Source organism: Halobacterium noricense (assembly GCF_021233435.1).
GTDB lineage: Archaea > Halobacteriota > Halobacteria > Halobacteriales > Halobacteriaceae > Halobacterium > Halobacterium noricense.
The window spans coordinates 353,750-368,639 of record NZ_CP089469.1 but is presented as its reverse complement, the minus strand read 5'-3'; the positions used below and the strand labels follow the sequence as shown (position 1 = coordinate 368,639).

Genomic DNA, 14,890 nt, shown 5'->3' with positions numbered 1-14,890 from the left:
AGTTCGGTGCGTTCGGTGAGGGTGTTTCACTCGGTGAGAGGATTACTACGATGTTAAAACCAACTGTTCGTTCCACTCGTTGAAGTGAATGCGTTCATTTCCATCATATTGTTCGTTTTGCTCGTTTTGTTCGTTACGTTCACCGAGCGCTCTCAGTTCCGGCGTCGGTTCGGCTCGTTCCAGTAAATTCATTCATTACTCGAAATACTCTCGTTGAGTTCGTTTCGTTCGTTCTATTCGTTTCTCGAAGGCTGCCACCAAGAGCTTGTCCTGACCTATCGCAAGGTGGGTGAATTGGCGAAAACAGAGGCTTAATCCACCAAATCCACCATTGAGCGTAGTTCAGATTCCATCTCCGTCATCTGATCCGACACCCAATGGAACCGCTCCTCTATCCCCTCGTCAGTAAACCGGAGTGAAGATCGTACGTCACGATTCCGGTCATGTTGGAGGAGAGCGAGAGCGTACGCGAGCATCTGCGGTCGATAGTGTTCCGCGAGCTCATCCGATGTCGTAGCTGAGAGCTCGTTGGTCTTGTAGTCGATTATGTGGAATGCGTCTGGCGTGACGAGCAGCCGGTCGATATCACCGACAATCCGCGACTCATCGATTCGAGCGACAACAGAGTACTCGTCGTAAACCTCCTGAGGCTGAGTATCAGACTCGATGTGATCAACAAATTCGACTGCATCAGCAGCGTGGTTGACAGCATCACGGAGGTCCGATTCTGTCGGCTCCTCACCAGCCATCTGACTCAAACGACGGATCAGGGTGGTCCACTCGTCTCTCGGTGGACGAAGTTCGTTGATCCGGTGGACGACCGTCCCAAACGTCGTTGGACTCAGGCCGGCCGACTCCTCACGCTGAGAGTAACTGTGACCGTCTGGAGACGCATCCGCCACCGCATTCACGAGAGTCGTCGCCGCGATCCGTTTCGCCGGCGCTAACGACGGCGGTGAGGGGATCGATATCTCCGGCGCTGAATCAACAGCATCGTCGTCGGTGTCCCAGTCTACTGGGCGCGGCGGCCTGCGAACAGTATAGCTGGCTCCATCTATCTCACAACGGGCCTGTCCGTCACGAACCGCCTCGGCGACGAGTGCTCCGTCGAGGAGGGCTGGCTGTAACCAGTCGCGCCACCGGTCTGCGTCGTCGAAGGCTGCAGGCTCGCCGAGTTCGATTGTATCGGACTCGTCGACGTCAATGTCGTGCGTGCCGCAGAGAAGGAGGTGATCCCGCATTCGTGTACACGCTACGTAGAGGAGGCGTTTCGACTCCGCCCGCTCCTGTGGACGCGACCGTCGGTCGGCGTACTCGTGGACGGCCGTCTTCTCGATGGAGAACGCATCGCCCGGATTCGGCCCGCCGACCGCCGGGACCGGCGGCGCGTCATCAGTTCCGTCCACAAGTCGAACGTAGCCATGGTCGTCGACGGAGCGACCGAAGTTGAGGTCACTCCCGAGATCGGGGACGGTGACGATCGGGAACTCGAGTCCCTTCGCAGAATGGATCGTCATAATCCGGACGCCCTCGGCGTCACCGGGAATATCTGCCTCCCCCTCACGAGGGTCGATCTCGGCTTGGCGGTCGATCCGGTGGAGCAACCCGGCAGCTGTGTGAACACCGTTCTCGCTCCAGGTACGGACCTGGTCGCGGAACTTCTCGACGTTCGCGACGGCCTGTCGACCGCGTTCATCAGCACTCACACTCGCCAGATACCCCGTGTCATCGATCACTCGGGACAGCAGGCGGTTCCACGGGAGGACGCCATCTTCGGACGGCGTCGCACAGCCGCTGAGGGTCCGCCACGTCGTAAGGAGGTCGAACGCGTCCGCGAGGTGTGGATCGTCCGCCTCGGCGAGCCCATCCCATACTGAATCAGCTTCTGCGACAGCCGGTGCGAGGCGATCATCCGCGAATCCGAACAGCGGCGACCGAAGCACCCCGTAGAGAGAGACGTCGTCCTGTGGATCACCGAGTACTCGAAGCAGGTTCGTGAGCGCCTGGACCTCAGGCGTATCGTAGAACCCGACGCCACCGACGACAGTGTAGGGGATGTCGTACTCCTCGAGAGCGCGCTGATACCGATCCAAATGGGTTCGCCGGCGGAGGAGGATTGCCGTGTCGTCCGGCGTAGCGTCGCGATGAGCACCCGTATCGGGGTCTTGGACTTGCGGCGGATCATCGAACAGGTGGGTCAGTCGAGCAGCGAGCGCTTGCGCCTCGGCCTCGATGGTGTGGTCCAGCGCACCTTCGGCGACCGGATGGTCGTCGCCGAAGAGCTCTGCCGCCGTGTCAGCGTCGTCGGGGACAGCGAGATACTCGACACTCCCGGACAGTCCCCCGATGTCCTCGATACGGTCGCGTTGTGTGGTCAACTCCTGCGGTGGCGCTTCGTGGGGCTCGTGGCTGTCACCCTCCGGCTGGAACAGGTACTCGAAGAGCTCGTTCAGGAACGACAGCGGCTCATCCAGCGTCCGGAAGTTCCCGGAGAGTTCGAGGGCGGTCGGACTCTCGGCATCGCTGTCGGGAACGTCGTCAACCCCACGAGCCTCGTTGACGGTCTGGAGTTCTCTGCGCGCATCCCCGAACGTCGTCACGTCGGCCCCACGGAATCCGTAGATGCTCTGTTTCTCGTCGCCGACCAGGAAGACGTTCGACGCCGCCTGCTCGTCAACGCCCGTGAGGAGCTTGACCAACTCCCACTGACGCGGGTCCGTGTCCTGAAACTCGTCGACCATCACGGCCGCAAACTGCTCTCGGAGCCGCTCCGTGACGGCATCGTTCGCTCGCAGGAACTCAAGCGTTGTCTCGATCACGTCGGGGAAGTCGAGCGTATCGCGGCGCTCCTTCTCGTCGGTGTAGGTTGCGAGGACGTCGTCGAAGACCCGTATCAGAGCCAGCGCGTAATGGGCGCTGTTTGCTTCAAGCTCACCGGGTGTCGTCTCGACCGCATCCGCGTGCGGTTCGACGGCATCGATGACCGTGTCGATGGCGTCTTTCAGATCGTCGTAGACGTCACCGTACTCACCCCAATCGTCCCGATCACCGACGACGTACCCCGAACTGCTGTACAGGCCACCGTTCTTCTTCTCACAGGCCTCGTAGAGGTCGAGGATTGCCCGTTGACAGTCGCGAGGATCGCTTTCCTCCGGGTCGGCCGAGAGTGTGGTCGCGACTTCGGTGAAGGTCCGGTAGACTCGAAGACCGTCTTCGTCGGCGATAGCGCCCTCGCGGTCGACACGGCCCGCAACCGTGCGTAGCTGCTCAAGGAGTCCGTCCGCATACAGCGTCTGTCGGGCGTCGGCGACGTCGAGATCACAAACGACCTCCCAGCAGATATCGACGTAGTCGTTGACCTCCGCATCACGCCACTCCTCGAGGACCGCCTCGCTCTGTGGGCGCTCATCGAGTAATCCAGCGAGTACATCGACCAGCTGGTCATGACCCCAGAGCTGCGCGAGGAGCGCGACGTCATCATCGTCCTGGTTACGTTCGAGGAACTCCGTCACGACTTCGCGTTGGAGTGTCGCGGCGCCGTCTTCGTCAAGCACGTCGAAGCCGAGCGGGACCGGAGCCTCGACGGCCCGTTCTCGCAAGAGCCGCGTACAGAACGCGTGAATGGTGTGGACGTAGCCATCCTCCAGGTCGTCGAGGACGTTTCGCCAGCGGTGGTAGGCCTTTGGTGAGTCGACAGCCTCGAGCCGGTCGTACACCTCCTCCCGAACGCGCTCGGTCAGTTCGGCAGCGGCCTTTCGCGTGAAGGTGATCGTGACAATGTTCTCCGGCGTGAGTGACGGGTTCTCGGCCAGTATCGTCACGTACCGCTCGGTGAGCGTTGTCGTTTTCCCCGTCCCAGCGCCGGCAGTGATCGCGACGTTCCGGCCTTGGACGAGCGCGTCCTCCTGTTCCTCTGTGAGCTGAATCTCCTCGGGATCCTCAGTCATCACTCATCACCGCCTCGATGTCCTCGTCGTCGCGAACACGGAGCGGAACGTACGCGGCGTCGTCCTCGTGGACCTCGTCGACGAACTGCCGCTTGCGGTGATGGCGGACATCGCACGCCCGACGGTAGTCACAGTATCGGCAGTTCGCACCCCGAGCGGACAGGAGGGTCGTGTGGAACCGACCGTTGCCGATCGCCTCGTCGATCTGGCCTAACCACTCCGGAACGACATCGTTCAGGAACCGGCGGAGTTCGGCCTCTGAATCGAACTTCGATTCGACGCCGCGTGGAACCTTGAGGTCGTTTGGCGGTCGAACCTGATAGTACGTCGCTGAAAGCGATCCCTGCTCGAACAGGTCACCGTCGACGACCTCGGCGGCAGCGAGCAGATAGATGGGGAGTTGGAACTTCGTGCCGCCGGTCGTCTTCGTCATATACGGTGCTCGACCAGTCTTGTAGTCGTAGAGCGTGAGCGTCGGTTGTTCTCCATCCCGGTTCACGTCAACGCGGTCGATGTAACCCCGAATCGAGACAGTCGAGCCGTCCGGTCGCTCAACTGTGAACGGCCCAGCATCCGAGTCGGGAAGTCCCTCGCCGAATGGGGCTTCGAACAGGTGTGGGCGGCCGGCGCCGTCCCGCGAGAGCTCGTTGTCGAGGAACGTAGCGAACAACCCCTGTTCCGGTGCGTCGTGAGGTTTGCTCCCAGCCTCGTACGGAGCGCTCACGCCGTCACCCAGACCCGCGAACAGCTCCGCCTTCCACCGTTCGTAGAACAGGCCGTCGTACTCGAAGTCAGCCTCCCGGAGTTCGTCAACGGCGATCTCGCGAAGGTGCGTCGCCAGGTCGTCCCAGTTAAACTCCGTGAGATCGAAACCATCCTCGGTCTCGTCCTGCAGATCCGCGAAAAATCGTTCGAGAACGTCGTGAACGTACGATCCGGTTTCGAGGGGCGTAGGGACGACCTCAACGTCGTCGGGATCCTCGATTCCGAGCACTTCGTCAGCGTAGAACTTGAACCCACACTCGACGTAGCGCTCGATTCGACTCGCGCTGTAGGGTTCCCGCTCCGACAGAGGGTATACCTCATCGACTGTCCCAGGTTCTAACACCCCGTCGTGTTCGGAGAGGCCAGCCGTTCCCCTGTTGTCCGCACAGTGGAGTCCCCGATCCGTGCGCTTGGTCTGCTTGGGTGAGAGGTCACCTCGGTCGCCGGCGAGGCTTACTGCCGCACGCCGGTCGGCCGTTGCAGCGACGTGGCGCTGGAGATCTTCGCGAGAGCCCACGCGGTCGTCGACGCCGTCTTCGGGTTCGATGCCGGTCACGCGCTGGAGTTCGTCGAGGACCGGCGACCGGACGACGGCGGACTCGTCGTCGCCCGTCTCTGGTGTGGTGATCGTAAGTTCGTCGACATTCGCGAGCAGCGTCGCGAAGAGATAGCGGCCACGGAGTCGTTCGTCGCCGGTGTCGAATCGCGGATGGGCGTCGGTCATCTCCTCGAAGAAGGCCGGGCGTTCCGGCGTCACCGGGAAGTGCTCGCTCGTCAGTCCCACGAGAAACACCTTCTCGAACGAGCGCATCCGGGCGTCGAGCAACCCCATCACTTCGACGTGACCGCCAGCAGCGCGCTGCGGAACCCGGATCGGAACACCATCGAACGCACGGGTGAACAGTGCCAACGGGGAGAGATCGCTATTGACCGCCGCCAGCGACTCGAACGAGGAGAGGACCTCGTCTACGAGGTCGTAGGCTCGCTGTTCGACGGCTTGCTCGGCGCCGCTGGCGTAGTCCTCCGTCGCCCCCTCCAGGTCGAACCGTTCGTCCAACAGTGGTCGGAGCGTCTCGGTCGCATCCACGATCTCACCTGTCCGGAGCGTCTCCAGCGTGGCCAGCAGCTCCTCGATCAGCGCCGCCGCCTCGCCGTCGACGTCATCGAGCAGGGGTGACACAGAAACCGTGTCACGCCGGCGAGCAGCTGCCGTGACGGCGTTGGCTTGGCCGGTGTCGACGACGTCGACCAGTGGATTCGAAAGCAGCGATGTGAGGTCCTCGGCCCGCGGATCCGGTTCGGCGAGGTTCAGGAGGTCGTGTACAACGCTCCCGGTGAACGTCCGGTTCAGCTGTGAGGCGGCGGTCGTGACGTGCGGGATGTCGAACGTATCGAACGTGTCCTCGACGTACCCCGAATAGGCCTCGGTCCCCGGGACGACGACAGCCAGGTCGTCGGGATCGCGACCATTGGCCAACTCAGTTCGGAGCTCGCGAGCGACGAATCGAATCTCGCGCTCGGGCGTCGGGAGTTCCCGCCACCGGAGTGCGTCTGGAACAGGGGCGGTACCGGGGTCCGGGCGGTAGAGCGACTCGGTGATCGTTCCAAAGGCCCGCCCTGACTCGTCGACGGGCTCGAGTTCTACTGCCTCAAAGTCAAGTGCTTCGTAGACATCCAAGGCGTCCTCCGCAACGGCGTCGACTCCGCTCCGGCCATCCTGGTGGAGTGGCAGCAGTGCGATCATCGGAAGTTCGTCGGCGAGGCGTTCGATGAGGCGGCGTTCGACGGGACGGAACTCGTGATACCCGGAGAGAACGACGACATCCAGTTCCGGGGAGAGCTCCGATAGTGACTGCTCCGCCGTCGCGACGGCGTCGAACATTTCTCCCCGGGTACAGACCCACTCGTCGACGTAGTCAGCGTGGAGATTCCGGTAGTGTCGGTACGCGTCGACAGTGGCTTTCGCAATACGGTCATCGAGGGCTGAACCCTCGAACTCCGCTACGAGCGCGTCAGCGGTACCGACGCCGGCGTCGTCGAAGAGCGAGAAGCGGCTACTGAACGAATCAGCGAGAGCGGCAGAGGCAGGTTCGCCGGCGAGAGCGCCATCTGTCTCGGCTGTCGATTTGTCCAGAGCGTACTCCGCCAGCCGGCGGTTCAGCTGCCCGGCGAGGGGTTGAATCGGACCGTGGAGATGCTCGTACCACTCCCGAACGACCGCGTCAAGCGTCTCGGCACGAAGACGGAGAGGTTCGTGGGAAACGGCCCAGTTGTCCTCGACCATACTCCGGCGAGCGTCGTTCCGCGTTATGTAGAGAATACTCCCCAGCGAGTCGGTGGCAATGTCATCCGCCAGCTGAAATGCCCGTCGTTCCAATCGGGCGTGTTTCGGGCCGGTGAGAAGCGTTGAATCCATCGAACACTCCCTACCAAGATATCGGTCTCACTTCACTCTTGGCGAGACTGACAGCTTAGGAGTGGCTTACCGAGAGCGGCCAAAATAAATCAGAGAGGACTGAGAAGTCAGCCGACGGTAGCTAGCACCCGGACATCTGTATCCGAGTGTCGTTCACGCTGAGTTCGAGCACCCCGTTCTTGCAGGAAGTCCTCGATCTCATCGGCCAGCGTATCGGCGTCCTCTCTATCGACGTGTACGATCAGTGTTAGCTGGTCTGGATCGTTGTTGTCGATGACAAGCGATACGTCTTTGAATTCGTCCGGCTGTCTGTACGCCTCGAATTCTTCGGCGACCTGGTCAGCCAGGTCGTCTAATACGTCAATTGGATTCTCTGTCATAGATCAGATTTTTGGGTTTGGAGGGTTATGCCATCGCGAACGGGTGAAAAACAGAACTTGGCTTTCAAAATCACCTCCATCTACCAAACTCGAATGGAGCCTTCTCACACCGATGGTTTACCGAAATGAAGACCGATCAACAGAGGGGACAATGGCCAGAATTCTCGCAGATCACTACCGATGACACTCACAAAGAACCTCTACTGAAAATACCTGTTCAAGATCTCCTCTAGCTCTGTTGGACCCTCGATGAGGGTGTTGAAATGTTCGATGACTACGTCCCGGTTGATAACCATCAGACCTGGACGCTCGAGGAGTTTCATCCTATATTCCTCTGGCTGCTGGCCGACTTCCCTGAACACACGACGAAGATGCACGAACGGCTCGGAATTATACGTATCTCGATGGAAGAGCGGATAGATAGCGCGATTGAAGCTGGCAGCATTGAGTTTTAACTCGTTCGACACGACGCTTGAGAGATAGGCGGAAAATATCGTGATAAGAGCATCTAGCGTCAGGACGATCATGTACATATTTTCCTCGTAATCGTCCTGCATCCGGTCGTAGAACTTGATCTCTTGTTGGCCATCGATATCTAAGACCAAGAAGATATGCCCCACAGAACCGTGCTTGAATGATATTTTCCGAGCTCCCTCCACATAGTCATCGTGCTTCCCACGGACTTTCTCCTGGCCAAAATTCGCCTCCTGTCCAGACTTAGTGTCGACTAGACCAAGAATCGGCTCATAGTCAATATGCCCGTAGCTCCCTTCCTCCCAGAGATAGAACACATTATCTGGCAAATTTGCGCCGGAATCAGCTTCTCCCCCACGTTCTGGCTGGGTCGGAAAGAGATGCATAAACACAGCCTCAGCAGTGTTCTCCAGGAGTTCACCGCTCCCGCGACCAATCTCCCCGTTCTCCCGAAGCATTCTAATGTTCGAGAGGATGGAGAGGATGTATTTTGGATTTGCCTTGACTTTTTTCCGCAGTTCTTCCACGTCCTCCCCGAAGCGCCGCCTCATAACGTTCTCGTCAAGCTGTTCAACTTGTAGAGCGGTGTCGGCGTAGTCGGAAAGGAGTCCGCTCTCATCCATCTTTTTGAAAGGAACAGCTTGCACAAGGTGGCCCGTGGAGAAAAGAAACTGAAGTTCCACGATGTCTGAGATAGTATCTTTCGGCGTGATGAGGATTGATGGGTTTCCCCGCTCGATCGCATCTTCATAGATGTCCTTGACGGTATCCTCGTAGTGACGCGGTGAGTACACGAGGTAAACGAGGAGATCGCGTGAAGTCTCCCCGATGACGTACCGCGGAAGATTACTATCGTCTGTCGTGATGAGATCGGTTTTCAGTTTGCCAGCGATGTCCTGTAAAAATCGGTGAAATGACGGGAGATATCGGATCCGATCGGACTTCTCGACCGTTCGAAAATGGTTCGAGTGGCATCGAATTTCATAGGTGTCTTCACTCTCGTCAACGATGATTATCCCATTATTACAGGTCGGACACTCAGTCGGCTCAATCAGTCGCTCCTTAACGTAGTCAGTGCCTTCCAGTTGGTCCGGGACCTCTTCACGTCGTACTGGTTGACCGGATTCAATGAATGAGTGGAGTGGGTCAATCAGCGTCTGGGTCATTCATATCACTGAGAAGGATCTCAAGAGCTTCCTTGTTCCCGGCCGTGATTCGCGAGCCACGAAGCGGCTCCCAGTCACCAGCATTCAGTTGCACCAGTTCGTTCTGAATCTTGAAGATCAATTGGATGTTATCCTCTTCTGCCTTCTCCAGGTAGTCTTCAAAGCTGAGTTCTATCCCCTCAATAGTGCCGAATACATCGTTCAGGTTATCTGCGATAATTGTGAATTCATCGGTGCTGGTAGCTTGGTCGTTCGAAATGGAGTACCCGACCAGTCTGAATGTCTCAGCCCGCTGTTTGAGATCCTCTTTCGCCTCGTCCGCCTCGTCTATTTCTTCTATCTGTTTAGTCGCAGCCTCCTTCCGCTGTTCCACCGCTTCGTGAACTGTGTCGGCCGTATCTGTCGACTCATCTTCTACCGCGGCCATAGTATCCTGCTGGATTTCTTCCACACCGGGAGCACGCTTCTCCTCAAGTTTGTCAAACAAATCTTCGACTCCGAAAACATCATAAAACAAATCTGAGAGTGTATCTTCCCAGTTATCCGTCGATTTGGAGAACGTGATAACGGTTTTACCATCCTCAGGCTCGACACCTATACTGATGTTTCGCAACGGATAGAACGATGTGCCACCAATAGATGGATTGACTGGAGCGTCTTGATTACCGAGGGACTGTCTGAACTCGAACTCGTTTCTATACTTTCGTCCGTATTCTTGTTGGATATCTATTGCTATGGATGACTCATTTTCGTCGACGGAGATACGGATTGGGTCAAGATTCTGCTCCTCCACGTTGGCCTTTCGGAGAAATTCCCGCACACGTTCTTCTACACCCTCAATATTGAGTTCCTGATCGAGTAAGAACTCGCGTTCGTTCTTGACAGCGAAGAGTTCAGAGCGGATAATCATAGACTGCAACTTGTCGCGATACCCAGTCTCATAGAGCACCAGAAGGAGTTCATATCGCCCGTTGACATCCAGTTCCTCTCGGCTTATCCCGAGTGATTTGTTGAGGTACTCCTCGGCATATCGTCGATTCACATCTCGGTCACTCAACCTCTCATAATCCTCGAGAAACTGTTCCACCTGATCTGCGTGTCTATCTGCGAGGATTTCTCTCAATGTCGATCGATTGGCGTCGATCGACTCGTCAGCAAACACTTCATAGAGTCGTTCCAGAAACCATAACGGGCGAGGTTCAAGTTCTGAAACCAGTTCAGGATCAGGATCAAGGGGATCTACTGACACGGATTAATCCTAACAAGACATTCGTATTTCATAAATATATCTGCCTGAGCGGTACACTGGCGAATTTATCGAGGGTCACTGACTGTGACCGTCGGAGCAGTCGAAACAATTGAAATGGAACGATATCGATGTGACGACTAAAGCATAGTGACGCCACTATCGTCGCTGTCACCAGATTCTGTATTCAAAACGAAGCCTGTCTGTTGGCCCTCAACCACACCAATCCAACCGGCATCATGAAGAGCATCAAAGACGCCTGGCCAAGAAGCACTGTGAAGCGACGTTTGTTCTCCCATCTTTTGAGCCAAGTCTTCTCTTTCGACAGGGCCATTCTCCCGTAGTTCGACAAAGAGCAGTTTTAGATCCTCAAACAGGTCAATTAGTCCAATAAGACCATCATCGTCTAATTCCTTGGCGAATTCGACGGCTTGTTCATCGATGGAAAATGTGACCTCTACTGTATCTTCTGTCATACAGAATGCTTCTCGGCTTTGCTTATAATAGATGGGGCAACCGATCCCGTCTACAATTATGACTTCTTTGTTGATTTCTCTCGGTTGGTGAGGAATTGATCACACCACGTCGGAAGGGAATCCATCGATCCGTTTTCAGTTACTGTTCCATCGCCTGCAATCCGGGTGAACACGCCGTCTCGTCCCCACGCACACACTACTGGCTCCTGGTCTTGGTCGGGTCGGGTCACGATTCGCTGTTGGAATCGCGACGGCTCCTCACTCACATCCTGCAGTACTGTGAGGAGCTGTCCTAGGAGTGGATGACCTGGCGCAAGATGCTGCACTGATGGGAACTCGTCAGCACACACAGCTGAGAACGTCACCGCCACTTCATCAGCAGCAGTCGCAATTGACTGTGCAATCGTCTGTTCCCCATCCCCGGCTGTGACCTCAATCGGTGCGTCACCTACTGAGAGGCGATATGTACTGTCCGCAAAGTCAAAGTCCCCGTCATCGTACTCGAAGTCAATCTCGTGAACCGGGGTAAATTCGACACCGGCGTCGGCGAGAGCGTCGTTATCGACCAATACTGACTGGAGGCTTGGTGTCTCGAACGGAGGTTGATACTCGTACTCCTCCTCGCCGACGTCGACGAGATCCGGGTGACTGTAGGACTGCCACGCATCAAGTTTTGCTTCGTCGACGACGTCCTGAGCGACGAGGTCGTCGACGTCCTCGAGTGACTCTCCGACATCGACGCGGTCGCCCTGATCGCGTTCTTCGAGTTCTTCAGAGAACTCGCGGTCAGCTGATTCGACCGCAGACTGGTCGTCAGCGCTGTCGGCGTTCAAGGTCGCATCCCGAATCTGTTGGCTGACGCCGGAGAGTATGGGTTGCATCTCACCGACGACGTTTTCGAAGAGGCCAATCCGGTCGTCAAGGCGATCGTAGATGTCCGTCTCAACCGTATCCTCGTAGCTGTAGTTGAGAATGCGAATCTCGTCGAATCGTTGGCCGATGCGGTCAATCCGACCGATACGCTGTTCAACTCGCATCGGATTCCACGGCAGGTCGTAATTGATGAGCGCCCCACACTCCTGGAGGTTTAGCCCCTCACTCGCGGAGTCGGTACAGACGAGGATATCGACCTGCCCATCATCACGTGAGAATTCACGCTTCACGCGCTCTTTCCCGACGTGCTCCCACGTTTCAGAATCGGGGTCGTACAGCTCGCCGCCACGACCAGAGTACGTCGCGATTGTCGCTCCAAGAAGGTCCGCGAGACTGTCCCGGATGAAGTCCATTGTGTCCGCGTACTGCGTGAAGACAATCACCCGGTTGTGACCAGCCCGGTCCAGCTCATCGAGGTCGTTGTACAGCTGCTGAATCTTCGGGTCTGTATCAACCAAGTCTAAGTCGTTGACGAACGCTTCCAGGGCCTCGATTTCTTCCTCGATAAGCTGTTTCCCCTCTTCAGTCACGCTCGGGATGAGTTCAGAGAGGTCCAGGTCGTCGCTACTAGCGTCGAGTTCATCCAAAACGTCCCCGTCGTCGAGGTCCGCGTTTTGTAGCGTTTCGAGGACGACCTGCTCCGCATCACCATAGTCCCGATCACGAGCGCGTTCCCGTCCGGCAAGCACGGTTCGTTGAGCCCGAAGTGTCTCAAGCCGGTGTTTCAGGCTCTGACTGATCGCATAGACACTCGACGTGAGTCGCTGTCGGTACGTGGTCATCACGAACCCGATGGCGCGTGTTTGGGCTTCGTCAGTCTGTTGGGCTCGCTTGTAGAACTCACGTGTGTACTCGTCGATCTGGTCGTAGACCGCCCGTGTCTCCTCGGTGAGTTCGATTTTCCGTTGTTCGGGATTTCGGTTCGGAACGGTCGTATCAAGGAGACCGACCGCCTCGTACTTCCGGAGTGTATCCCGTGTATTCCGGTGGATGAGGGCGTCGACGGGCGTGGACTCTGCGAGAACATCGCAGATGACTCGCCAACCGCCCGGGGAAAGTTCGTCAAGTGCGTCCTGTCGGTCGCTGCGGGACGCCATCAACCACTCGTCGGCGTCTTCAGGATAGAGGAGCCGTTTGAGTTTCGTATCCTCGCTCGCCTCGAAGCGGTCGATGTCATAATCTGCCATCGCGTCGTCGACATGGTCCAGATAGCCGTCGTAGGCGTCTCCATAGGCTCGTGCGAGCCGGCACGCGGTCAGCACACGCTCTTTGGCAATGGCACGGTCCTGTCTGTCCTCATTGATCTCGAGTTCGTCTGCAAGGTGCTGGAAGACTTTTGAGGAGAATGGTCGGTCCGTCGGGAGCCGGTCTTGGTGTTCCAGTCCATCGAGCGTGGCTTGCGTGTCCCAGGAAGCCTCCGCTTCGTCGGACTCTGAACTAGGGTTGTCGAGAACCTCGTTGAGGGCCTGCGACAGCCCGTCTCGGGTTTCGAAGAACTCCATGAAGGTATCCCGGTTATCCCAACCACCTGGAAGATCCAGCAACTGCATCAAATCGTAGAGTTCGCCAGAGTGCAATTGCATCGGGGTAGCCGTCAAGAGGTAGTAGGCGTGCGTATAATCGCGAAGCTGTTCGAGAAGAGCGTAGAAATTACTGCCACGCCGGGCGTTGTGCGCCTCGTCGACGATGACGGCGTCCCACACGCCCATCCGGTCTTCCGTATCGTGGTCGCGTCCGCGACAGCTTGCCGGAATGACGTTCCGAGACCGGTCGGATACCCGGTCTAAGGGAGCGACCTGATCCCACCGGTCGTCGAGACGAGCCGTGTGCCAGGACATAATGACGACAGTCGGCCCATCCAGCGGCGACGATGCATCGGCATCAGTCGACTGCTGTTCGTAGAGGAACCGCCAGATGGGGCTGTCCGCCCATTCGTGCTCCCCAGTGAGGTCGAGGTCCGTTGCCGATGGTGGATAGTGGTCGCGACCGCGGACGTCCCGGAATACGTGATCGCCCGCTGTATCCCGGTCGAATCGGACGGCGTTGATGTTGAACTTCTCCCAGAGCTCTTCCTGCCACTGCCGCTGCAGACTCGCCGGAACCAGCAACAGCCCGGTTTCAAGCTCCCCGGTGAGTCCAAGCCGGGAGAGTGTAAGACCGGCCTCGATCGTCTTCCCGAGCCCCACCTCGTCACACAGCAAGAAGCTCTGTGGATATGTATTGACGAGTGTGTCCGAGACAACTCGTTGATGTGGCCACGGCGTGATCGTGCTCGCTTCCTCGGCCAGTGCGAGCCCACCCGGCGAGAGCGGTCCATCCTGTATGATGTTCGCTTTGTCGCGCTCCGTCGGCGGAGCTGTACCGTTCGCGATCTGAATCGCTTCCTGAAGATCGTTCTCGGTGTCTGGGGCTTTCCAGTCGATGATGTCCTCTTCGATCGCCTCGGGGAGGTCATACACTTCGACGAAGGGGTGTTCATCACTCCACAATCGCTCGAAGGTCTCCTCATCGCCGGCGACGTAGTCCGCCTGTTCAGGAACCCACGACCGATGAACTTTGAACCGCTCATAGTTGCGAGCCCAGCCGCCGACCGTCTCGTTGACGCTGCCCTCGAACGAAATCGTGTTTCCGTCGCTATCGTGGAAGAGTCCAACTTTCGGATGGAAGATCTCCCAATCGTGAGAGGGAGAGCGTGGATAGGCGACCTTGATGTGGATCCGGCCCTCGCGGAGGAGACGCGCGAGAATACGGAGGTTCGCATCCAGGCGTTCGTCATCGAGGTCCTCGAGGTTTTCCTCGAGGCGGTCGGTGAGCGTCTCTAGAACCGGACGGTCAGACTCGTAGAGTTCGGTGCCGACGATGAGACGCATTTCACCATCGTTCTCGACGAGGGCGTGAATGCCGTTGGCAGCAGCCGCGAGTGCCGTACTGGAGAAGTAGCCCGCAATCCGGTCGTATTGCTGGCTGCGTTCCAATGCGGGCTCGTAGAAGTCCTTGACGAGATGGGCGCGTCCCTGCTCGGGTTTGCTCTCGTAGATTGACTGCCACTCGCGGTCACGTAGATTAGTCATACTAGAGGAGTTTCGA

7 protein-coding genes are annotated in these 14,890 nt (G+C 57.8%); all 7 read right to left on the bottom strand.

Annotation, left to right across the window (positions count from 1 at the left end; all coding sequences use genetic code 11):
* Positions 1-311 precede the first annotated feature (311 nt).
* Complete coding sequence (locus LT974_RS17420) at positions 312-3,947, bottom strand: UvrD-helicase domain-containing protein (RefSeq protein ID WP_232590537.1); 3,636 nt, start codon at positions 3,945-3,947, stop codon at positions 312-314.
* Positions 3,940-6,996, bottom strand: a complete 3,057-nt coding sequence (locus LT974_RS17415) for a PD-(D/E)XK nuclease family protein (protein ID WP_232590535.1) — start codon at positions 6,994-6,996, stop codon at positions 3,940-3,942. Before LT974_RS17415 ends, LT974_RS17420 begins: the two co-directional genes overlap by 8 nt.
* A gap of 239 nt (positions 6,997-7,235) precedes the next feature.
* Entirely contained in the window at positions 7,236-7,508 is a 273-nt protein-coding gene (locus tag LT974_RS17410; RefSeq protein WP_232590534.1) for a hypothetical protein, read from the bottom strand.
* 200 nt (positions 7,509-7,708) lie between these two features.
* Positions 7,709-9,148, bottom strand: a complete 1,440-nt coding sequence (locus LT974_RS17405; RefSeq protein ID WP_232590533.1) for a hypothetical protein — start codon at positions 9,146-9,148, stop codon at positions 7,709-7,711.
* Complete coding sequence (locus LT974_RS17400) at positions 9,129-10,397, bottom strand: hypothetical protein (protein WP_232590532.1); 1,269 nt, start codon at positions 10,395-10,397, stop codon at positions 9,129-9,131. The genes LT974_RS17405 and LT974_RS17400 overlap by 20 nt, the downstream gene beginning before the upstream one ends.
* Before the next feature lie 137 nt (positions 10,398-10,534).
* On the bottom strand, positions 10,535-10,870 hold the full coding sequence (locus tag LT974_RS17395) for a hypothetical protein (RefSeq protein WP_232590531.1): 336 nt from the start codon (positions 10,868-10,870) through the stop codon (positions 10,535-10,537).
* 56 nt (positions 10,871-10,926) lie between these two features.
* Positions 10,927-14,874, bottom strand: a complete 3,948-nt coding sequence (locus LT974_RS17390; protein ID WP_232590530.1) for a helicase-related protein — start codon at positions 14,872-14,874, stop codon at positions 10,927-10,929.
* Positions 14,875-14,890 lie beyond the last annotated feature (16 nt).